The following is a 19,658-nucleotide window of genomic DNA, read 5'->3' as shown; positions in this document are numbered from 1 at the left end:
GGCGATCTGTAACCCGTCCTTGGCAAGGTTGGCGCCATGAGACTCGACGGTGACTCGGCCCGCCGCGTCCTGGCCGACGCGTGGGAGCGGTGGGCACGACGGTGCGAGCAGATGACGACGCAAGAGTGGTCGACACCAACGCGCTGTGAAGGCTGGAATGTGGCCGCGCTGCTCGCCCACGTCTGTCCCGAACCGTCGATGTTCGACCGTCTCACCGCAGCGGTCGTCGACGGCCCCGCCGCCGTCGTCGATGCGGCGACCATGTTGCGCCGCTTCAACGAACCCGACGGTGTCGCCAACACCAACGCCGGAAGCCTTGCCGAACAAGCGGTTTCGGAGGCCGCGGCCCTGACGCCGCGCACGGCCGCCCAGCGGTTCGCCGAAAGTGCCCTGGTTCTACGTGACACGCCGATGTCCGCCGCGACAACGATCGCGTATCCGGTCGTCGGCAGCACGACGCTGGCAGTCGTCGCCGAGACCGCCCTGATGGAGGCGACGGTGCATCTGCTCGACCTCGCCGAAGCGGTCGGCGGTGTTGAACCCTCCACAGAGGCGTTGTGCGCCACCCGGGACCTCTTGATCTGTGTGCCCGATGCGTTGTCAGCAGTCGAGGTGCTTTCCGGACGCGCCGCCCCCGAGACCGCGATACCGGCGATTCGCTGACCAGGCACGTCGACATGATTTTGGCCGACACCACATACGCCGGTCAGCTCAACGTGCCGGACATGTTCACGCGGTTGATCCTGAGCCTCGTCGCGACCGGCGTCGCGCCGTTCTCGTTCTACGAGGTCGACGAGGGCGGCAACCGCCAACGCGCACACTACGACGGGCTTCCCGTCGAGTTCATCGCCGAGGCCATCTCGACGCTTGGTGCACAGGTCGGCCACGACGGCGGACCCGGTTTCGAGACGTACTACGTCATGAACCCCTATGACGACGGCATCGGGCTCGACCAGTTCGTCGACTGGAGGATCGATGCGGGGTATCCGGTCGAACGCGTCGGTGACTACGCCACGTGGCTGCAGCGATTCGACACCGCGATGCGCGGGTTGCCCGAGCGGCAGCGACAGGCGTCGCTGCTCCCGCTGCTGCACAACTACCAGCGGCCGGAGACCCCGATCCAGGGTTCGATCGCCCCTACGGAGCGGTTCCGCACGGCGGTGCAGGATGCGAAGATCGGTCCAGACAAGGACATTCCGCATGTGACGCGCGAGGTCATCGTCAAGTACGCCACTGATCTGGAACTGTTGGGGCTGCTGTAAGACGACGGCGAGCGTGCGTTCGGCGCTACGCGCGCTACAGCGTGACGGCCACCGCCAACAGCACGATCGCGATCAGCGGGAAGATGCCCTGAGCGAGGGCGGCCTTCGCCTTGTCCGGTGACGACAACAACAGCACCAGCGCCGCCGCCAGCATCGATCCGACACCGGCGAACATCAATGCGATGCCAACCCAGTTGTAGCCGATGCCGCCGATGACGATTCCAGCGAGCGTGATGATGGCCAGAAAGAGGTTGTAGAAGCCCTGGTTGAAGGCTAACTCCTTGGTGGCCAGCGCTTCTTCTTCGGTGAGACCGAACGTCGCTCGGGTGCGCGCCGACGTCCACGTCAGCGACTCCATCACCCAGATGTAGATGTGCAGGAGGGCGGCGAGACCCGCGAAGAACAATCCGACGAAACCCATTACGCGACCATGCTTTCCACTCGTACCACCGGCGGAACGGCCAACATCACCAGACCGGTCAACGCGATCCAAACCAGCACGCTGTATGCACCGGGCAGACCGATCCAGGTGTGCAGCAGCGCGGGAATCCCGAGCACCGCCAGAAACGCCGACCACTTCGGTAGCACGCCCGTGCGCCACACGATGTAGGCGGTGGCGAATATCATTGCGGCCGAACCGATATGGCTGTAGTGATAAAGCCATACCGCCAGGCCGAGGAACGGCTGCGAGTACGACGTCACGGTGAGGTCGTCGAACCGCACGATGGCGGCGGGCACGGCCACCTCGGCAGCCAGACCGGCCGCGGTCAGTGCGAAAAACACCGTCCCACCGATCGCCGCGGTGTACACCGCACCCGTCGGCCCGGCCGCCGACCGCAGCGTCGACACGAGCACGCCGAGGAAGAGCAAGCCGAAGAGCAGATGCAGTAGCGGCAGCGTGCCGTTCAGCGTGAGAAACGTTGCCGCGCTATCGAAATAGGCGCCCAGCCCGCCGGCGTCGTTCGGCGTCTCCGGCGAGCCGACCAGATACGCCGGTACCACCACGCCGGCGCAGGCCACGCCGAGCAGCCCGCCCAGCCTGATCGTGCCGCTGCCCATTGCCGCCTCCTCAGTCGAAAAGTCCCACCTGCCCCAGGCCGGTGACTCCGCTCGGCGGGGTCAGGCCGAGGTGCGTCCAGGCCTGCGCGGTGGCCACCCGTCCCCTCGGCGTGCGCGCGATCATCCCGGCGCGCACGAGGAACGGCTCACACACCTCTTCGACGGTCGTCGCCTCCTCGCCGACCGCGACCGCAAGTGTGGAGACACCGACCGGTCCCCCGCCGAAACTGCGTGTCAGCGCGGACAACACCGCGCGGTCGAGGCGGTCGAGGCCGAGCTCGTCGACGTCGTAGACCTCGAGCGCCGCCTTGGCGATATCGCGGGTGATCACGCCGTCGGCACGGACCTCGGCGTAGTCGCGGACTCGGCGCAACAGTCGGTTGGCGATGCGCGGCGTGCCCCGCGACCGGCGCGCGATCTCAGCACCCGCGTCGGCGCCCAACTCGATACCGAGGATCCCCGCCGAACGGGCCAACACCCGCTCCAGTTCGGCGGGCTCGTAGAAGTCCATGTGGGCGGTGAACCCGAACCGGTCACGCAACGGCCCCGTGAGCGCGCCCGAGCGGGTGGTCGCCCCCACGAGCGTGAACGGCGCGACATCCAGCGGAATCGACGTCGCGCCGGGGCCCTTCCCGACCACGACGTCGACGCGGAAGTCCTCCATCGCCAGGTACAACATCTCCTCGGCAGGCCGGGCGATGCGGTGGATCTCGTCGATGAACAGCACGTCGTGCTCGACGAGGTTGGACAGCATCGCGGCGAGATCACCGGCACGCTCGAGCGCCGGCCCGGACGTCACCCGCAGGGAGGAACCGAGTTCGGCCGCGATGATCATGGCCAGCGACGTCTTGCCCAACCCGGGCGGGCCCGACAGCAGGATGTGATCCGGTGTGCCGCCGCGGTTCTTGGCGCCCTCGATGACCAGTTGCAGTTGCTCGCGGACGCGCGGTTGCCCGATGAACTCGTGGAGCGACCGCGGCCGCAGGCTCGCGTCGATGTCGCCCTCACCGACCGTCAGCGCCGGCGAGACCTCGCGCTCGTCGGCGTCGCCGTCGTCGTCGGTGAATCGGCTCATTTGTTACCCAGCATCGACAACGCCGCCCGCAACGCACTCGACTGATTGGCTTCGGGGTCGTTGGCCAACACCTTGTCGGTGGCTTCTTCGGCCTGTTTGGCCGCGAATCCGAGTCCAATGAGCGCTTCCACCACCGGGCCCCGCACCGTATGGCCCGTCGCGGTCGCCGCACCGGACGGCGAGACCGCGCCCACCTTGTCGCGCAGGCTCAACGCCATCAACTCGGCGGTTTTCTTGCCCACCTTGGGAATCCGGGTCAGCGCGGTGATGTCGGCGTCGCCGATGGCCTGGCGCAAGGTCGGCCCGTCGTACATCGCCAGCGCGCCCAACGCGATGCTGGGACCGATTCCGGACACCCCGAGCAGGGTGAGAAACAGGTCGCGGGCGTCGCCGTCGGCGAAGCCGTAGAGCGTTTGGGAGTCCTCGCGCACGATCATCGCGGTGATCAGGCGCGCCTCGGCGCCGCGGCGCAGGGTTGCCAACGTCGACGGGGTGGCCATCACCTTGTAACCGACCCCGCCCGCCTCGATCACGACGTGGTCGAGTGCGATGTCGAGAACCTCACCGCGAACGGATGCGATCATCGTGCCGCCCTCGCTTTCGCCTTGAGCGTGGCCTTGTACTTGCGTTGTTGTTCGGCGGCCAGCGCCTCGGCCGCCGCCATCCGGGCGATCATCGGTGCCCGCCAACAATGGCAGATCGCAAGGGCCAACGCGTCGGCCGCGTCGGCCGGAGTCGGCTTGGCCTGCAGCGCAAGGATTCTGGTCACCATCGCGGTCACCTGCGCCTTGTCGGCGTTGCCGTTGCCGGTGACCGCCGCCTTGACCTCGCTGGGTGTGTGGAAGTGCACGTCGATATCGCGGCGCGCGGCCGCGAGCGCGATCACTCCGCCGGCCTGGGCGGTGCCCATCACGGTGGAGACGTTCTGCTGGGAGAACACCCGCTCGATCGCGATCACGTCGGGTCTGTGAGTGTCCATCCAGTACTCCACGGCCTCGCTGATCGCCAACAGGCGCCGGTGCAGCGGATCGCCTGACGGGGTGCGAACGACGTCGACGTCGAGCGCGGTGACCTGCCGACCCGTACCGCCCTCGATGACCGACAGGCCGCAGCGCGTCAACCCGGGGTCGACTCCCATCACCCGCACGTCCGGCCCTTCTGTGAACACTTGTTCGAGAGCTTAGCCGCCCGAAGGCTCGCCACTTGGCAGGGACACGCCCGCTCAGATCACGAACTGACCTCCGCGGCCGCCCGCGGTGATCTCCAGCGCGATCTCGCTCATGCGGCCCTTCGACCTGCTCCACCCGCGGACAAGTTCGCGGCCCACCTGATGCCCGTCGCGCTCGACGGTGATCACCCAGCGCACACCGCAGAACTTGCCGAGCAACCAGAACGGCCACAGCACCACAAACAGCGCGCCGACGAGAATCTCCAGCCAGCCGAATGTTAGATCGAGGGCGTCGCCCGGGAACGGCCACCACCGTCTGCTGATCTGCCACTCGGTGCCGAATGTGTCGAGTACCACTGCCACCCGCCAATTGTGCTTGCGAGAAGGCAGGATCCGCGTTCGACGCCCCGAAGCCGATGTTTCCTCACGCGGCAACAGGGCTACCGTCGATTGAGGACCTGATCCCGATTCGTGGAGTTGACCTCATTCCATGCCCGACGAAACCGAACTGCAGACCGCAAGCAACCTCGCCGTCACCCTTGCCTGGGCAGCCGGAGCGATCGCCGCCGTGTACGTGTTCGGGGTGGTGCTGACCTGGGTGATGGCACGCGTCAGTCGCCGCAGCGCGCTGATCAAGGACATCGAGGTGCTCACGCGCAAGCCCGTGCGCATGCTGCTGATGGTGATCGCGGCGACGGTCGCGGTGCGACGGACGTCGGAGACCACGGACTCGTGGCGTGGGTGGGTGGACCACTGGCTTCTCATTCTGATGATCGTCTCGATCACCTGGCTGGTCACGGGCTTTGTCCGCGTTGCCGAGCGGCGCATGATCGCCCGTTACGGCGGGGGCGGTGAGGAGATCTCGGACGCCGACCGGCTGTGGCGCCGAGTTCGGACGCAGGTGACCGTGCTGCGCAGGCTGGCAATCGCGGTCGTCGTCATCCTCGGCGGTGCCGCGATCCTGATGACGTTCCCGTCGTTCTCCGACATCGGCACCACGGTGTTCGCCTCCGCGGGTGTGTTGTCGGTGGTCGCGGGCCTGGCCGCGCAGACGTCGCTGGGCGCGGTGTTCGCCGGGATGCAGATCGCGTTCTCCGGGGCGATCCGCGTGGGCGACATCGTCCAGCTCGAGAACGGTCAGTGGTGGGGTCGCATCGAGGAGATCACGCTGACCTACGTCGTCGTGCGGATCTGGGACGAGCGCCGGCTCGTGTTGCCGTCCACCTACTTCACCACCGAGCCGTTCGAGAACTGGACCCGCAGCGCCACCGAGATCATGGGCTCCGTGGAACTCGACGTCGACTTCACGGTGTCGTTCCACGACATGCGCGCCGAATTGGACCGGTTGCTGGCCGAGAGTGATCAGTGGGACGGCCGGATGGGCGTACTACAGACGACCAGTGCGGTCGGCGGCTTCGTCCAGGTGCGGATCACCGTGAGCGCGCCCAACTCGGGCGCTCTTTGGGACCTGCGGTGCAGCGTGCGCGAGGGCATGGTCGACTGGCTGCAACGCACGCAGAATGGTCTGCCGATGCACCGCATCGGACCCGCCCCTGCCCCAACCAAACCGGCCATCCGGCCGAGCGGTTCCGGGGAGACCGATCGTGTCGCGTCCGGCATATTCTCCGGCAGCCCCGAGGCCGACGAGCGCGCGCGGGCATTCGATGAAACTTCCGATTACGACGACCAGTTCGCTCGATCGAACGGGAGGAACTAGGGGCCCTCAGGGCGCCGTGGGCTGGTCGACCTGATCGACTGGGTACGTACCCGCCTGCACGGACGCCGCGATTTCGTAGATGCGCTCGCCCGATCGGCGCCAGCCGCGCACCCGTTCGCGTCCGATCCGCTCGCCGTCGCGTTCGATGACGATCTTCCACGACACGCCGAGCCACTTCAGCAACAACCAGAACGGCCACATCACCATGAACGGCAGGACGAGCAGGAAGATGACCGCGTCCAGTGTGGAAAACCCGGTCTCCCATGGGATCGTGCGCCACCACCAGCGCCGCACCGTCACCGTCTCCCCCTCGGGATCGGTCACCGTCACCCTGGCCATACCCGCGGCCTCCGCTCGTTGAAGTAGTCATCTCGATAATGAGCCAATGACGTTCAGCGGGCACGCCGAAGACAGACAACTCATCCGAGAGCGCCTCGAAATCTACAGCGACGCGGTCATGCGCAAGGACCTCGACGCGTATCTGGCGTGCTGGACCGAGGACGGCCGCAGAACCGGTTCGGGCGGGGAGTGCCGCGGCAAGAGCGAACTGCGTGACCACTGGGACGGCATCTTCGGAGCCATTGAGCAGATGGCGTTCTTCACCCAGATGGCGTCGCTGACCGTGTGCGACGACCGGGCCGACGCACGGTCGTACTGCCTGGAAGTCATGAAGTTGCGCGATCAACCGAGTCGCCAACTGGTCGGCGAGTATGTCGATGAACTGGTGCGAGTCGACGGGAACTGGTTGTTCGCCCACCGCCACTACCGCGTGGCGATGACGATCTAGTCCTCAGCGTCGAGTTCGGCGGAGACCTCGTCGGGAATGTCGATGTTGGTGTAGACGTCCTGGACATCGTCGAGGTCTTCGAGCGCGTCGACCAGCTTCATGATCTTGCGCGCACCGTCGGCGTCCAGCGGCACCGTCACCGAGGGCACGAACCCTGCCTCGGCCGACTCGTAGTCGATGCCAGCATCCTGAAGCGCCGTGCGTACAGCAACGAGATCGGTTGGCTCGCAGATGATCTCGAACGAATCATCGAGGTCGTTCACGTCCTCTGCCCCGGCGTCGAGCACCGCCATCAACACGTCGTCTTCGGTGAGGTCGTTCTTGTCGAGGGTGACGACGCCCTTGCGGGAGAAGAGGTAGGACACCGAACCCGGGTCGGCCATGCTGCCGCCGTTGCGGGTCATCGCCACGCGCACCTCGCCGGCCGCCCGGTTGCGGTTGTCGGTCAAACATTCGATCAGCACCGCAACGCCGTTGGGCCCGTAGCCCTCATACGTGATGTTCTGATACTCGGCGCCGCCGGCTTCCTCACCGCTGCCGCGCTTGCGGGCGCGTTCGATGTTGTCGTTGGGCACCGACGACTTCTTGGCCTTCTGGATCGCGTCGTACAGCGTGGGGTTGCCCGCCGGGTCGCCGCCGCCCACACGCGCCGCGACCTCGACGTTTTTGATCAATTTGGCGAACATCTTGCCCCGGCGGGCGTCGATGACGGCTTTCTTGTGCTTGGTGGTGGCCCACTTGGAATGGCCGCTCATGCAGGTAGTACCTCTCCGTGCGCTTTCGTGCGCCAAGTTTTCGTGCGCTGAGTCCGCCCGACGAGTCTACGTGGACGTTTGCGCCCTACCGAACTGCGTCGGGCGACGTCAGCGCGATGACGCGGTAGCCGACGGCGGCCGGCCAGCCGATGTGACCCTGCACGTGCAGCTGCAGCCACGTCGGTGCGCCCGACGGGTCGTCGGTGAAGGTCACGGCCGCGTCGACGATCGCGCCGATCTCGCCGGAGGCCTGCAGGACGACCGACACCGACAACGTCGCGCTGCTCAGCGAGGCCCGGTTGTACGGGAGGCTGTCGGGGAGGAAGAACGACGCCGAGAAGTTCGGCGTCCGGATGCCCTTGGGCGCGTTCGGTGCTCTGCGCAACGCGAGGCCGGACACCTGGGGTTTGCCGTCGAACCAGGCGGTGCCGGTGTACTCGGTGCGCCGCGCGTCACCGCCACTGGCAAGCGTGACCAGGGTGTCGATGCGCGGTTGGGGCTCGACTTCGACCATCGTCATCGCGGCGTTCCCGTCCTGCCGGCGCTGTTAGGTCTGCCACAATACTTCGTCGCTATCTTACTCCGCAGTAAGATAGCGGCATGTCCTTCTCGCTTGAGCTCTCGCCGGATCTCGTCCACGTCCGGGACTGGGTGCACGAATTCGCCGCCGACGTCGTCCGCCCTGCCGCCGCGGAGTGGGACGAACGCGAAGAGACGCCGTGGCCGATCATCCAGGAGGCCGCGAAGGTCGGCCTGTACTCGATGGAGTTCTTCGCCGAGCAGGCCGGCGAACCGTCCGGTCTGGGCATGCTCGTCGCGTTCGAGGAGATGTTCTGGGGCGACGCCGGTATCGCGCTGTCGATCCTGGGCACCGGCCTGGCCGCGGCGTCACTGGCCGCCAACGGCACCCCCGAGCAGATGGGCGAATGGCTGCCGCAGATGTTCGGCACCGTCAACGAGCCGAAGGTCGCGTCGTTCTGCTCGTCGGAGCCCGGCGCCGGTTCCGACGTCGGCGCCATCCTCACCCGCGCCCGTTACGACGAGGCCAAAGACGAGTGGGTGCTCAACGGCACCAAGACCTGGGCCACCAACGGCGGTATCGCCGAGGTGCACATCGTGGTCGCGTCGGTGTACCCCGAACTCGGCACGCGCGGGCAGGCGACGTTCATCATCCCGCCGAACACCCCCGGCTTCCGGCAGGGACAGAAGTTCCTCAAGCACGGCATCCGCGCATCGCATACCGCCGAGGTGGTGCTCGAGGATGTGCGCATTCCTGGCGGGCTGATCGTCGGCGGCAGGGACAAGTTCGAGGAGCGCATCGCGCGGGTGCGCGAGGGCAAGAGGGCCAAGAGCCAGGCCGCGTTGGCGACGTTCGAGCGCACGCGGCCCACCGTCGGCGCCATGGCGGTCGGCGTGGCTCGCGCCGCGTATGAGTACGCGCTCGACTACGCCCGCCAGCGTGAGCAGTTCGGCCGCAAGATCGGCGAATTCCAGGCCATCGCATTCAAGTTGGCCGATATGAAGGCCCGCATCGACGCCGCCCGGATGCTGGTCTGGCGGGCCGGCTGGATGGCGCGCAACGGCAAGGCGTTCGAGAACGCCGAGGGCTCGATGGCCAAGCTGGTGGCCAGCGAGACCGCGGTGTACGTCACCGATGAGGCGATCCAGATCCTCGGCGGCAACGGCTACACCCGGGAGTATCCGGTCGAGCGCATGCACCGCGACGCCAAGATCTTCACGATTTTCGAGGGCACCAGCGAGATTCAGCGCCTGGTGATCGGCCGCGCCGTCACGGGTCTCGAAATCCGCTAGCCCTTCTGGCGATTTGTGCACCGCTAGGAGCGCTCACCGCTCCTCAGTGTGCACAAATCGCTACTCGGAGAGCATCGAAACGAACAGTTTGTGGATGCGGCGGTCGCCGGTCATCTCCGGGTGGAACGCCGTTGCGAGCCGGTTGCCCTGTCGCACCGCAACGATGTGACCGGCGGCCTCGGCGAGCACCTCGACCTCGGGTCCGACGCGTTCGACCCACGGTGCCCGGATGAACACGGCGTGCACCGGCCCGTCGACGCCGCCGAAGGTGATGTCGTCTTCGAACGAGTCGACCTGGCGACCAAACGCGTTGCGCCGCACCGTCATATCGATCCCCTTTAGCGGCGTGGCCTCCCGGCCCGCCGACCCGGCATCCAGGATCTCCGAGGCCAGCAGGATCATCCCCGCACACGAGCCGTACGCAGGCATACCGTCGGCCAGGCGCGACCGCAGGGGTTCGAGCAGATCGAGTTCGCGCAGCAGGTGGCTCATCGCCGTGGACTCCCCGCCGGGGATCACCAGCGCGTCGACGGCCTCCAGTTCGCGCACCCGTCGCACGGTCGACGCCTCCGCCCCGGCCTCGCGCAGCGCCGCCAGGTGTTCGCGGGTGTCGCCTTGTAGCGCAAGGACACCGACATGCGCAGTGCTCACGATGTGTGGTCGCGTTTGAAGCGGGTCAGCCCCTCCTGCATGACCGCCGCCACCATCTCGCCGTACTGGTTGAAGATCTTGCCCTGACACAGCGATCGGCCGCCGGAGGCCGACGGCGACGACTGGTCGTAGAGCAGCCACTCGTCGGCGCGAAACGAGCGCATGAACCACATCGCGTGATCGAGCGAGGCGACCTGCAGATGCTGACGCTCCCCGGCGTGGTGCACCTGCGCAGAACCCAACAGCGTCAGATCGCTCATGTAGGCCAGCGCGCAGATGTGCAGAACATAGTCGTCGGGCAGCGGGTCGCGATGACGGAACCACACCTGCTGCTGAGAAGCCTTGCCGGGCAACCGGGTCAGCTTCTCCTGCGGCACGATGCGGACGTCCCACTCGGCGAACTGGTTGAAGCCCGCGTCGTCGAACGCCTTGATCTCGGTCAGTCCCGGACAGTCGTCGGGTGGCGGCGCCACCGGCATCGCGTCCTGGTGCTCGATTCCGCTCTGGTCGGTCTGGAAGGACGCCGACATCGAGAAGATGGTCTCGCCGTGCTGGATCGCATTGACGCGGCGGGTGATGAACGACCCCCCGTCGCGCAGCCGCTCGACGATGTAGACCGTCGGCGTCTTGGCATCGCCCGGGCGCAGGAAGTAGCCGTGCAGCGAATGCACCTGAAACGTCGGGTCGACCGTGCGTACCGCAGACACCAGCGACTGGCCCGCCACGTGTCCGCCGAAAGTGCGCTGCAGGAAACCGGATTCGGGGCTGAACACGCTTCCGCGGTAGATGTTGACCTCGAGCTGTTCGAGATCGAGGATCTGTTCGATCGCCATTCGGCCGGTTACCAGCCGCGTTCGGCGAGCCGGTGTGGCGCTGCGACACCCTCCACGTTGATGCCGACCATCGGCTCACCCAACCCGCGCGACACCTTGGCCAGCACATCGGGATCGTCGTAGAACGTGGTGGCCTTGACGATGGCCGCGGCGCGCGCTGCGGGGTCGCCGGACTTGAAAATGCCCGATCCGACGAACACGCCCTCGGCGCCGAGTTGCATCATCATCGCCGCGTCGGCCGGGGTCGCGATGCCGCCTGCGGTGAACAGCGTCACCGGCAGCTTGCCTGCCCGAGCCACCTCGACCACCAGGTCGTATGGAGCCTGCAATTCCTTGGCCGCCACGTACAGCTCGTCCTCCGACAGCGACGTCAGCCGACGGATCTCACCGCCGATCTGACGCATGTGGGTGGTCGCGTTGGACACGTCGCCGGTGCCGGCCTCGCCCTTCGAGCGGATCATCGCCGCGCCCTCGGTGATGCGGCGCAGCGCCTCGCCGAGGTTTGTCGCACCGCACACGAACGGCACGGTGAACTTCCACTTGTCGATGTGGTGGGTGTAGTCGGCGGGCGTCAGCACCTCGGACTCGTCGATGTAGTCGACGCCGAGGCTCTGCAGGATCTGCGCCTCCACGAAGTGGCCGATGCGGACCTTGGCCATGACCGGGATGGTGACCGACGAGATGATCCCTTCGATGAGGTCGGGATCACTCATGCGCGCGACGCCACCCTGGGCGCGGATGTCGGCGGGCACCCGTTCGAGCGCCATGACCGCCACCGCACCGGCACCCTCGGCGATCTTGGCCTGCTCGGGAGTGACCACGTCCATGATCACGCCGCCCTTGAGCATCTCGGCCATGCCGCGCTTCACCCGGGCTGTTCCGGTATGGCCAGAGCCGTTGTGGTGCGAGCCGTTCGCTGCGGTTTCCACTGCTATCTCCTCCGAATTGCTACCGATCCAGTGTAGTGGGGCCGCCAAATCAATTGAATCCGCAGTTCGCGGGCGGTGACTTGCGAACCGCTGCCGTGACGGCTCCCCCACCGGGAATCAGTTCGGATGCCATTGTCTCATCACACCGGCGATAGCCGACAATCCAGCAGCGCCCCAGTGACCCACGCTGCATGGGAGAGACCTGGAGCCGCGCGATTCGGCCGCCGCCGCATCGGGTGCCCACACCCCGCTGAACATCTCCGATGCTCTGACGCCGGCGATCCGTGGACGATAAGCTGCCCGCGCGAAGCTGGGAGCCGACTGGCTGTCCGCTGATTCCGGGTCCAGGCAACGACAGGAGCGGGCAGATGAAGAGCACTCCCATCGGGTTCACATCGCTGGTGGCCGCACTGGCACTGGGCGTCTGGGGGGTTGGGGCCGTAGACGTCACGCACGAGGTCGCGTTCGCCTCAGTGGGGACACCCGGTGTCGCGGAGAGTCCGATGCTTCCGACGGAGATGCACGGTGACCCAGACGAAGCGAGCAATTACTGGAGCCAGCAGAACTTCCAGGATTGCGGGCTGATGGCGGTCGCCACCGTCGTGGGCCTGAGCACTGGGAAGGCACCCACCGAGCAGGAAATCGTTGCGGTGGCCTCGAACCTCAAGAGTCCCGGCAGCGACCGGCCGATCTACACACCCCCCAATCCCAACGATCCGAACTCGGACAACGGGACCGACTCCGACGACCAGGTGCTTCTCCTGAAGCACTACGGAGTCAACGCCACCGCCACCGACGACGATCTGGCTGCCCAGACCGGCCTGGCCACCGGCATCCCCGCGCTCATCACCTACCTCGACAGCGGACGTCGACTGATCGCGGGGGTCAACTCCGAGACGATCTGGGCGGAGGACGGCAGCCACACCGACGACGACCACTCCGTCGTGGTGAGCGGTGTGGACCCGGAGGCCGGAATCGTCTACCTCTCCGACAGCGGGAGCGAGGACGGTGACGGCGAACAAGTGCCCATTGACGTCTTCGAGAAGGCGTGGGCGCCCGGGGCGCACGATTTGATCGTGGCCGGCTGACGACTCGTCAGCGAATCTGCACCGTCGGCCCGGCGGGGCGGGTCGGCCCGTCGGCCAGAACGGCGGCCCGGTCGAGCAGTTCGCCGAGTTGCAGCGGGTAGACGGTCTCGCCACGGGCGACCGGCTCGTGAATCACCGTCCCATCACACCAGCGGTAGCCATGAATCGTGCGCCGCTCCAGCGCTGTGTGACCGCCCATCGTCGGCTCGAATCGCGTTGTGCGGTAAACGAAGAACAACTCCTGGCTGCGAATCACCGAACCGTCGAACTCGAAGACGGCCTGACGCCTCCACAGCGGCCCGACCAGGTCGGCGGCAGCCACCCGCAGACCGGTCTCCTCGCCGACCTCCCGCGCGGCGGCGGCCGCAAGCTCCTCCCCCGCCTCGACGGCACCACCGACGGTGAACCACCATCGCGGCGCGTCAGCCAGCGCCGGGTCCGAGCCGCAAAACAGCAGCACAGCCCCGGCCTCGTCGAGCAGAATCACCCGCGCCGACGTGCGCCAGCTCACCTCCGACCGCCCTCCGGTACCGTCTCGGGCCGCTCGACGATCTCGAAATATGTTGGCAGCGCGGCGGTTCCACCGAGCCGCAACATGCGCACCACCGGCCGTTCGCGCAGGGCGAGCGTGTCGCGCACCGCGTCGTTGTGGAATCGCCTGGCCAGCACCACCCGCGCTTCGGCGTCGGCCAGTTCGGCGACAAGAGCCTGCGGCACGGACCCCGGATCCACCTGGGCCAGCGCCGCGGACAGGTCGTTCTCGGCGCCCTCGCGGGCAGATTTCGGTGCCCGTTCGGCGGCGTCGGCCAGCACGGCCAGCCGTGTGGCTTCCGGCCCGTCACCGTAGGCATCGACCGCGACGGCGCGGGCGACGACGGCGCGGCGGGCCAGTGCTCCGTCGAGCGCCTGCCAGGACAGGTCGTATCGCACATGCAGCCGGTCGAGCCGGTTGGCGGTCTGCAGCGCCCACGCGCCGACCGCCAGGATGACCACGGCCAGTACCGCCAGCGCGATCACGACGATCCAGGTGATCACCGGACGCCTCCGGTCGCCTTCCTGGTCCTCGCCGTCGCCGTGGCCTTGGCTGAGCTGTCTCCGCCGGAGACCGTCACCGTGGTGCCCGACCCGGAGACGGTCTCGTACACCCGCATGATCTGTCGGGCCACCACCGACCAGTCGTAGGGCCGGACCGCGTGGGTCGCGGCGGTGACGTAGCGTTCGCGCACCGCATCGTCGGCGAGCACCTCGATCAACCCTTCGGCCAGCGCCGCCGCGTCGTCGACCGGGACGAGGCGGCCGGCCCTCCCATCGTCGAGCACCTGCCGAAACGCGTCCAGGTCGCTGGCGACCACCACGGTGCCTGCGGCCATCGCCTCGACGAGCACGATGCCGAAGCTCTCGCCGCCGGTGTGGGGGGCGCAGTACACGTCGGCGCTGCGCATCGCCGACGCCTTGACGGCATCGTCGACCTGACCGAGAAAGCGCAGATGCGAGGCGAGGTCGCCGGCATCGTCACGCAATTCATCCTCGTCACCGCGACCGACGACGAGGATCTCGACATCCGGGAACCGTTCGACCAACGTGGGCAGCGCGCGCAGCAGCACGGCCATGCCCTTGCGCGGTTCGTCGAAGCGGCCCAGAAACAGCACCGACCCCCCCGGGCGGGGATAGCCGTCGAGCAGCGGCGCGGACGCGAACGCCGCCACGTCCACCCCGTTGGGGATGACGACGGCATCGCTGCCCAACGCCTCCATCTGCCAGCGACGGGCCAGGTCCGAAACCGCGATGCGCCCGACGATCTTCTCGTGCATCGGCCGCAGGATCGGCTCGAAAACGGTCAGCGTCAACGACTTTGTGGTCGACGTGTGGAACGTCGCGATGATCGGGCCCTCGGCGATGTTGAGGGCGAGCATCGACAGGCTGGGCGCGTTGGGCTCGTGCAGGTGCAGCACGTCGAAGTCGCCGTCGGCCAGCCACCGCTTGACCAGGCGGTGTGTGGCCGGCCCGAACCGGAGGCGCGCCACCGATCCGTTGTACGGAATCGGCACGGCCCTGCCGCCGGAGACGACGTAATCGGGCAACTGCGCGCCCGGCGACGAGGGGGCCAGGACGCTGACGTGGTGGCCCAGCCCGTGCATCACCTCCGCCAGCTGCAACACGTGCGACTGCACTCCACCCGGCACATCGAATGAGTACGGGCAGACCATGCCGATCCTCACGGGGTGGCCTCCAGCCTCGCGCGTCGCTCCGCCGACAGGTCGGCCAGCCACTGCGGTTGCATCATGTGCCAGTCGGCCGGGTGGGCGGCGATGTTGCGGGCGAACCGGTCAGCCAACGCCTGGGTGATGACGGTGACGTCGCCCGATGACGTGTCGATCTCGGGAAATACCCGCATGCCCCACCCATCGCCTTCGAACCAGCAGTGCACCGGAAACAGCGCCGCCCCGGTCTCGATGGCGAGTTTGGCCGAGCCCGCGGGCATGCGCGTGGGTTCGCCGAAGAAATCGACCTCGACCCCGCTGCGGCTGAGGTCACGGTCGGCCATCAGACATACCGGCCGGTTGTCGCGTAACCGCTCGGCAAGCACCTCGAACGGCGGCCGGTCACCGCCGGTCAGCGGGACGACTTCGAATCCCAAACCCTCGCGGTACGCGACGAAGCGGTTGTACAGCGACTCGGGCTTGAGGCGTTCGGCCACCGTGGTGAACGTGCCGTAGTTCTGGGCCAGCCAGACCCCTGCCATGTCCCAGTTGCCGCTGTGCGGTAAGGACAGGACCGCGCCGCGGCCGGCGTCCAACGCGGCCCACAGCAGGTCGACGTCGTCGACGACCAGTTCGCGGGCGATCGCCTCGTGGTCCATCGTCGGCAACCGGAAAGCCTCCCGCCAGTATCGGGCGTAAGAGGCAAGCGAAGCACGAATCAGGCCGTCGGGCACCTGCTCGGGTGGTACACCGACGACACGGGCCAAATTCTTTCGCAGCTGTTCGGGCCCACCGCCGCGCGCCGCGAAGTGAGCACCGGCATCAAACGTGTTGCGCGCGACGAATTCCGGCATCGCGCGCACCATCCGCCAGCCCGCCGCGTACCCCCAGTCCGCCAACCGGCCACCCAGCGGGTTGGCAATGGCCGACGGTCCCGAGGGGCTGGTGGTCACGGCTCGTCCGCCTCCGGTTCGTCCCCGCCCGCGTCGGTGGCGTCGGGCTTCGCGATCCGGTCCATCGCTCCCGGTGAGGTCCGCACGCTGTGCACACGCTGACCCAGCGTCACCAGGCTGGTCACCGCGAGCACCCACATCGCGATGTGCAGCAGCCACACCACCCCGAACAGACCCGACAGTCCCGCGCCCAGCAGCACGATGATCAGCCGCTCCGGACGTTCGATCAGACCGCCCTCCCCCGACAGTCCGCTGGCTTCGGCCCTTGCCTTGATGTAGGAGATGACCTGCGAGGTCACCAGGCAGATAGCCGTCGCGACCACCAGTGATGCGCTCTGCAGCCCGAACGCCGCCCACCACAGCAGCCCGCAGAAGATGGCGCCGTCGCTGATGCGGTCGCAGGTGGCGTCCAGCACCGCCCCGAATCGGGTGCCTCCGCCGCGTTGGCGGGCCATCGCACCGTCGAGCATGTCGGCAAGCACGAAGAGCCACACGACGAACGAGCCCCACCACAGATGACCGATCGGGTACAGCGTCAACGCCCCCAGCACCGACCCCGCGGTGCCCAGGATCGTGATGCTGTCCGGGGTGAACCCCGCGCGCAGCGCACCCTTGGCAATCGGCGTGCTGATCTTCTCGTACGCCGCGCGGGTCATCAGGTAGAAGTTGCTCACTGCTGTCTCGCCCATTCGGTGGCCAGCAGTTCACGGGTCTCACGCAGCAACTGCGGCACCGCTTTCGAGCCGCCGATGATCGTGATGAAGTTCGCGTCGCCGCTCCAACGCGGCACCACGTGCATGTGCAGATGATCGGCCAGCGAGCCGCCAGCGGACTGACCCAGGTTGAGCCCGACATTGAAACCGTGCGGGTGAGAGACCGACTTGATCACGCGAATCAGCTTCTGCGTGAACGAGATCAGCTCGAAGCTCTCGTCGGGATTGAGGTCCTCCAACTCCGACACCCTTCGATAGGGCACCACCATCGAGTGCCCCGGGTTGTACGGGTAGAGGTTGAGCACGATGTAGACGGACTCGCCGCGCGCGACGACCAGTCCCTCCTCGTCGGGCATCGTGGGGATGTCGGTGAACGGCTGGCGGGACTTGCCCGAACCCGCCGACCCGCCCTTCATGGGCGCTTCGGCGATGTAGCTCATCCGGTGCGGCGTCCAGAGCCGCTGCAGATGGTCGGGGTCGCCGGCGCCGCGGTCGACCACCGTGTGCTCGTCGATGCCGCTGTCGGCTTGCTCTTCGGCGCTCACTTGGCTGTACCCGCCTCGAGCAGTTCGGCTGTGGGAGCGGCGTTTCGACGGCTGGCGATCCAGTCGGTGATCGCGGCGACGGCCTTGTCGCGCGGTACGCCGTTGATCTGGGTGCGGTCACCGAAGCGGAAGCTGACGGCGTCGGCTTCGACGTCGCGGTCCCCCGCCACCAACATGAACGGCACCTTCTGGTTGGTGTGGTTGACGATCTTCTTGGCCATCCGGTCGTCGCTGGCGTCCACCTCAGCCCGGACACCTTTCATCTTCAGTTGCGTCGCAAGGCCGTTCAGGTAGGGAACGTGGTCGTCGGCGACGGGGATGCCAACCACCTGCACGGGCGCCAGCCAGGCCGGGAAGGCTCCTGCGTAGTGCTCGGTGAGGATGCCGAAGAACCGCTCGATCGAGCCGAACAGCGCGCGGTGGATCATCACGGGCCGCTGTCGCGATCCGTCTGCGGCGGTGTACTCCAGCTCGAAGCGCTCCGGGAAGTTGAAGTCCAGCTGAATGGTCGACATCTGCCAGCTGCGGCCGAGCGCGTCTTTGACCTGCACCGAGATCTTCGGACCGTAGAAGGCCGCGCCGCCGGGATCGGGCACGAGGTCGAGCCCCGAGGCGGCGCCGACTTCGGCCAGCACGTTGGTGGCCTCCTCCCACAGTTCGTCGGAGCCGACGAACTTCTCGGGGTCCTTCGTCGACAGCTCGAGATAGAAGTCGGTCAGGCCGTAGTCGGCGAGTAGGTCGAGGATGAAGCGCAGCAGCGAGGTCAGCTCGTCGCGCATCTGTTCGCGGGTGCAGTAGATGTGCGAGTCGTCCATCGTCAGCCCGCGCACCCGCGTCAACCCGTGTATGACGCCGGAGAGCTCGTAGCGGTACACGGTGCCGAATTCGAAGAGCCGCAACGGAAGTTCGCGGTACGAACGCCCACGCGACCGGAAGATCAGGCAGTGCATGGGGCAGTTCATCGGCTTGAGGTAGTAGTCCTGGCCGGGCTTGCGCACCGTGCCGTCCGGGTCGAGTTCCGCGTCGAGGTGCATCGGCGGGAACATGCCGTCGGCATACCAATCGAGGTGTCCGGAGATCTTGAACAGCTCGGCCTTGGTGATGTGCGGGGTGTTGACGAACTGGTAGCCGGCCTCGATGTGCTTGCGCCGCGAGTAGTCCTCGAGCTCGCGCCGGATGATCCCACCCTTGGGGTGGAAAACCGCCAGCCCCGAACCGATTTCGTCGGGGAAGCTGAACAGGTCGAGCTCGGCGCCGAGCTTGCGATGGTCGCGGCGTTGCGCCTCCTCGATGAGCTCGAGGTGCTTGTCGAGCGCTTCTTGCGACTCCCAGGCGGTGCCGTAGATCCGTTGCAGGCTGGCGTTGTTCTGGTTACCGCGCCAGTAGGCCGCCGAGCTGCGGGTGAGCTTGAACGCCGGGATGTACTTCGTCGTCGGGATATGCGGACCGCGGCACAGATCGCCCCAAACACGATCGCGGGTACGGGGATTGAGGTTGTCGTAGGCGGTCAGCTCGTCGCCTCCGACCTCCATCACGTCGGGGTCGCCGGACTTGTCGTCCACCAGCTCGAGCTTGTAGGGCTCGTTGGCGAGTTCTTCGCGCGCTTGGTCTTTCGACTCGTAGACGCGCCGGGAGAACAGCTGGCCTTCCTTGACGATCTGGCGCATGCGCTTCTCCAGCGCAGCGAGGTCTTCGGGCGTGAACGCGCGCTCGACGTCGAAGTCGTAGTAGAACCCGTCTGCGATCGGCGGACCGATGCCGAGCTTGGCCTGCGGGAAGAGGTCCTGCACGGCCTGTGCGAGCACGTGCGCGGTGGAGTGCCGGAGCACGCTGCGTCCGTCGTCGGTGTCGGCGGCCACGGGAGTCACCTCGACGTCGGTGTCGGGCGCCCACGACAGGTCGCGCAGCCGGCCCTCGGCGTCGCGGACGACGACGATCGCGTCGGATGCGCCCCGGCTCGGCAGGCCCGCCCCGCGCACCGCCTCCCCCGCAGTCGTCCCGGCAGCGACCCGGATCAGGGCTGCTGGGGTGCGGTTGGTGGCGGCGCTCATCGGTGACTCTCCAGTTTCATTGTCAACAGACTCGAGGACGCGACCATGCTATCGGTGCC

The 19,658-nt window shown here is 67.2% G+C and carries 22 protein-coding genes and 2 pseudogenes; 6 read left to right on the top strand and 18 right to left on the bottom strand.

The features are described 5' to 3' along the window. Nucleotides 1-36: 36 nt before the first annotated feature. Together CEX87_RS02245 and CEX87_RS02240 are read left to right on the top strand one after the other, a co-directional pair. Entirely contained in the window at nucleotides 37-663 is a 627-nt protein-coding gene (locus CEX87_RS02245; protein WP_094285754.1) for a maleylpyruvate isomerase N-terminal domain-containing protein, read from the top strand. Nucleotides 664-674: 11 nt separating this feature from the next. After that, nucleotides 675-1,262, top strand: a pseudogene (locus tag CEX87_RS02240) (carboxylic acid reductase); the annotation flags it as partial. A gap of 34 nt (nucleotides 1,263-1,296) precedes the next feature. On the opposite strand, the gene CEX87_RS02235 reads toward CEX87_RS02240, so the two are convergent. From CEX87_RS02235 to CEX87_RS02210, 6 genes are all read right to left on the bottom strand, one after another. Continuing rightward, nucleotides 1,297-1,683 (bottom strand): DUF1304 domain-containing protein, encoded by a 387-nt coding sequence (locus tag CEX87_RS02235; protein ID WP_064395368.1) that lies wholly within the window; start codon nucleotides 1,681-1,683, stop codon nucleotides 1,297-1,299. Next, nucleotides 1,683-2,321 carry a hypothetical protein gene (locus tag CEX87_RS02230; protein WP_064395367.1) on the bottom strand — a complete coding sequence of 213 codons (639 nt, stop codon included), beginning with the start codon at nucleotides 2,319-2,321 and terminating at the stop codon, nucleotides 1,683-1,685. Before CEX87_RS02230 ends, CEX87_RS02235 begins: the two co-directional genes overlap by 1 nt. 10 nt (nucleotides 2,322-2,331) lie before the next feature. Then, nucleotides 2,332-3,396 (bottom strand): Holliday junction branch migration DNA helicase RuvB, encoded by a 1,065-nt coding sequence (gene ruvB / locus CEX87_RS02225; protein ID WP_064417055.1) that lies wholly within the window; start codon nucleotides 3,394-3,396, stop codon nucleotides 2,332-2,334. After that, nucleotides 3,393-3,980 carry a Holliday junction branch migration protein RuvA gene (ruvA, locus tag CEX87_RS02220; protein ID WP_064395365.1) on the bottom strand — a complete coding sequence of 196 codons (588 nt, stop codon included), beginning with the start codon at nucleotides 3,978-3,980 and terminating at the stop codon, nucleotides 3,393-3,395. The genes ruvB and ruvA overlap by 4 nt, the downstream gene beginning before the upstream one ends. Next, complete coding sequence (gene ruvC, locus CEX87_RS02215; RefSeq protein ID WP_064395616.1) at nucleotides 3,977-4,543, bottom strand: crossover junction endodeoxyribonuclease RuvC; 567 nt, start codon at nucleotides 4,541-4,543, stop codon at nucleotides 3,977-3,979. The genes ruvA and ruvC overlap by 4 nt, the downstream gene beginning before the upstream one ends. A gap of 75 nt (nucleotides 4,544-4,618) precedes the next feature. Continuing rightward, nucleotides 4,619-4,927 (bottom strand): hypothetical protein, encoded by a 309-nt coding sequence (locus tag CEX87_RS02210; RefSeq protein WP_094285752.1) that lies wholly within the window; start codon nucleotides 4,925-4,927, stop codon nucleotides 4,619-4,621. A 127-nt stretch (nucleotides 4,928-5,054) separates the two neighbouring features. Between CEX87_RS02210 and CEX87_RS02205 the strand changes: the two genes are divergently transcribed. Then, nucleotides 5,055-6,281 carry a mechanosensitive ion channel family protein gene (locus CEX87_RS02205; RefSeq protein WP_064417053.1) on the top strand — a complete coding sequence of 409 codons (1,227 nt, stop codon included), beginning with the start codon at nucleotides 5,055-5,057 and terminating at the stop codon, nucleotides 6,279-6,281. 6 nt (nucleotides 6,282-6,287) lie between these two features. Here CEX87_RS02205 and CEX87_RS02200 read toward each other — a convergent pair whose 3' ends face one another. Then, nucleotides 6,288-6,605, bottom strand: a complete 318-nt coding sequence (locus CEX87_RS02200; RefSeq protein WP_233151224.1) for a hypothetical protein — start codon at nucleotides 6,603-6,605, stop codon at nucleotides 6,288-6,290. 61 nt (nucleotides 6,606-6,666) lie between these two features. Between CEX87_RS02200 and CEX87_RS02195 the strand changes: the two genes are divergently transcribed. Continuing rightward, on the top strand, nucleotides 6,667-7,068 hold the full coding sequence (locus CEX87_RS02195; RefSeq protein WP_064425995.1) for a YybH family protein: 402 nt from the start codon (nucleotides 6,667-6,669) through the stop codon (nucleotides 7,066-7,068). On the opposite strand, the gene CEX87_RS02190 is transcribed toward CEX87_RS02195, so the two are convergent. Together CEX87_RS02190 and CEX87_RS02185 are read right to left on the bottom strand one after the other, a co-directional pair. Further along, the gene (locus CEX87_RS02190) at nucleotides 7,065-7,823 is read right to left on the bottom strand and encodes a YebC/PmpR family DNA-binding transcriptional regulator (protein WP_064425996.1); all 759 of its coding nucleotides are present in this window, start codon (nucleotides 7,821-7,823) and stop codon (nucleotides 7,065-7,067) included. The genes CEX87_RS02195 and CEX87_RS02190 overlap by 4 nt on opposite strands. A gap of 85 nt (nucleotides 7,824-7,908) precedes the next feature. Beyond that, on the bottom strand, nucleotides 7,909-8,343 hold the full coding sequence (locus CEX87_RS02185; RefSeq protein WP_064425997.1) for a hypothetical protein: 435 nt from the start codon (nucleotides 8,341-8,343) through the stop codon (nucleotides 7,909-7,911). An 80-nt stretch (nucleotides 8,344-8,423) separates the two neighbouring features. On the opposite strand from CEX87_RS02185, the gene CEX87_RS02180 reads away from it, so the two are divergent. Next, a complete protein-coding gene (locus CEX87_RS02180; protein WP_064395359.1) occupies nucleotides 8,424-9,635 on the top strand; it encodes an acyl-CoA dehydrogenase family protein in 1,212 nt (403 codons plus the stop codon). A 60-nt stretch (nucleotides 9,636-9,695) separates the two neighbouring features. Here the strand turns inward: CEX87_RS02180 and pdxT are convergent, their stop codons facing one another. From pdxT to pdxS, 3 genes are read right to left on the bottom strand one after another with little or no spacing between them, the layout of a single operon-like run. Beyond that, nucleotides 9,696-10,286: a pyridoxal 5'-phosphate synthase glutaminase subunit PdxT gene (gene pdxT / locus CEX87_RS02175; RefSeq protein WP_064395358.1), complete on the bottom strand. Its 591-nt coding sequence runs from the start codon at nucleotides 10,284-10,286 to the stop codon at nucleotides 9,696-9,698. Beyond that, a complete protein-coding gene (gene tesB / locus CEX87_RS02170) occupies nucleotides 10,283-11,119 on the bottom strand; it encodes an acyl-CoA thioesterase II (protein ID WP_064425998.1) in 837 nt (278 codons plus the stop codon). Before tesB ends, pdxT begins: the two co-directional genes overlap by 4 nt. 8 nt (nucleotides 11,120-11,127) lie before the next feature. Then, nucleotides 11,128-12,048, bottom strand: coding sequence for a pyridoxal 5'-phosphate synthase lyase subunit PdxS (gene pdxS / locus CEX87_RS02165; protein ID WP_064417048.1), 921 nt, complete (start codon nucleotides 12,046-12,048; stop codon nucleotides 11,128-11,130). A 368-nt stretch (nucleotides 12,049-12,416) separates the two neighbouring features. On the opposite strand from pdxS, the gene CEX87_RS02160 reads away from it, so the two are divergent. After that, nucleotides 12,417-13,136 (top strand): cysteine peptidase family C39 domain-containing protein, encoded by a 720-nt coding sequence (locus CEX87_RS02160; RefSeq protein WP_064395356.1) that lies wholly within the window; start codon nucleotides 12,417-12,419, stop codon nucleotides 13,134-13,136. A gap of 7 nt (nucleotides 13,137-13,143) precedes the next feature. Here the strand turns inward: CEX87_RS02160 and CEX87_RS02155 are convergent. From CEX87_RS02155 to thrS, 6 genes and pseudogenes are all read right to left on the bottom strand, one after another. Beyond that, nucleotides 13,144-14,168 (bottom strand): annotated as a pseudogene (locus tag CEX87_RS02155) (NUDIX hydrolase). After that, nucleotides 14,168-15,355, bottom strand: coding sequence for a glycosyltransferase family 4 protein (locus CEX87_RS02150; RefSeq protein WP_094285750.1), 1,188 nt, complete (start codon nucleotides 15,353-15,355; stop codon nucleotides 14,168-14,170). Before CEX87_RS02150 ends, CEX87_RS02155 begins: the two are co-directional and overlap by 1 nt. Next, nucleotides 15,352-16,290 carry a phosphatidylinositol mannoside acyltransferase gene (locus CEX87_RS02145; protein WP_082694253.1) on the bottom strand — a complete coding sequence of 313 codons (939 nt, stop codon included), beginning with the start codon at nucleotides 16,288-16,290 and terminating at the stop codon, nucleotides 15,352-15,354. The genes CEX87_RS02150 and CEX87_RS02145 overlap by 4 nt, the downstream gene beginning before the upstream one ends. After that, nucleotides 16,287-16,964: a phosphatidylinositol phosphate synthase gene (pgsA, locus tag CEX87_RS02140; RefSeq protein WP_064395354.1), complete on the bottom strand. Its 678-nt coding sequence runs from the start codon at nucleotides 16,962-16,964 to the stop codon at nucleotides 16,287-16,289. The genes CEX87_RS02145 and pgsA overlap by 4 nt, the downstream gene beginning before the upstream one ends. Continuing rightward, complete coding sequence (locus CEX87_RS02135) at nucleotides 16,961-17,548, bottom strand: ATP adenylyltransferase (RefSeq protein ID WP_064395353.1); 588 nt, start codon at nucleotides 17,546-17,548, stop codon at nucleotides 16,961-16,963. Before CEX87_RS02135 ends, pgsA begins: the two co-directional genes overlap by 4 nt. Beyond that, on the bottom strand, nucleotides 17,545-19,599 hold the full coding sequence (gene thrS, locus CEX87_RS02130) for a threonine--tRNA ligase (protein ID WP_064395352.1): 2,055 nt from the start codon (nucleotides 19,597-19,599) through the stop codon (nucleotides 17,545-17,547). Before thrS ends, CEX87_RS02135 begins: the two co-directional genes overlap by 4 nt. Nucleotides 19,600-19,658 lie beyond the last annotated feature (59 nt).

It is taken from the genome of Mycobacterium lehmannii (assembly GCF_002245535.1).
Lineage (GTDB): Bacteria > Actinomycetota > Actinomycetes > Mycobacteriales > Mycobacteriaceae > Mycobacterium > Mycobacterium lehmannii.
This window is presented reverse-complemented; position numbering and strand designations above follow the sequence as displayed.

What these genes read in the sequence shown, in the direction of transcription:
- CEX87_RS02195 (WP_064425995.1), top strand. Translation starts at nt 6,667, where the DNA reads ATGACGTTCAGCGGGCACGCCGAAGACAGACAACTCATCCGAGAGCGC.
- thrS (WP_064395352.1), bottom strand. Translation starts at nt 19,599, where the DNA reads ATGAGCGCCGCCACCAACCGCACCCCAGCAGCCCTGATCCGGGTCGCT.
- CEX87_RS02205 (WP_064417053.1), top strand. Translation starts at nt 5,055, where the DNA reads ATGCCCGACGAAACCGAACTGCAGACCGCAAGCAACCTCGCCGTCACC.
- CEX87_RS02245 (WP_094285754.1), top strand. Translation starts at nt 37, where the DNA reads ATGAGACTCGACGGTGACTCGGCCCGCCGCGTCCTGGCCGACGCGTGG.
- CEX87_RS02190 (WP_064425996.1), bottom strand. Translation starts at nt 7,823, where the DNA reads ATGAGCGGCCATTCCAAGTGGGCCACCACCAAGCACAAGAAAGCCGTC.
- ruvA (WP_064395365.1), bottom strand. Translation starts at nt 3,980, where the DNA reads ATGATCGCATCCGTTCGCGGTGAGGTTCTCGACATCGCACTCGACCAC.
- tesB (WP_064425998.1), bottom strand. Translation starts at nt 11,119, where the DNA reads ATGGCGATCGAACAGATCCTCGATCTCGAACAGCTCGAGGTCAACATC.
- CEX87_RS02235 (WP_064395368.1), bottom strand. Translation starts at nt 1,683, where the DNA reads ATGGGTTTCGTCGGATTGTTCTTCGCGGGTCTCGCCGCCCTCCTGCAC.
- CEX87_RS02230 (WP_064395367.1), bottom strand. Translation starts at nt 2,321, where the DNA reads ATGGGCAGCGGCACGATCAGGCTGGGCGGGCTGCTCGGCGTGGCCTGC.
- CEX87_RS02180 (WP_064395359.1), top strand. Translation starts at nt 8,424, where the DNA reads ATGTCCTTCTCGCTTGAGCTCTCGCCGGATCTCGTCCACGTCCGGGAC.
- CEX87_RS02185 (WP_064425997.1), bottom strand. Translation starts at nt 8,343, where the DNA reads ATGACGATGGTCGAAGTCGAGCCCCAACCGCGCATCGACACCCTGGTC.
- ruvB (WP_064417055.1), bottom strand. Translation starts at nt 3,396, where the DNA reads ATGAGCCGATTCACCGACGACGACGGCGACGCCGACGAGCGCGAGGTC.
- CEX87_RS02160 (WP_064395356.1), top strand. Translation starts at nt 12,417, where the DNA reads ATGAAGAGCACTCCCATCGGGTTCACATCGCTGGTGGCCGCACTGGCA.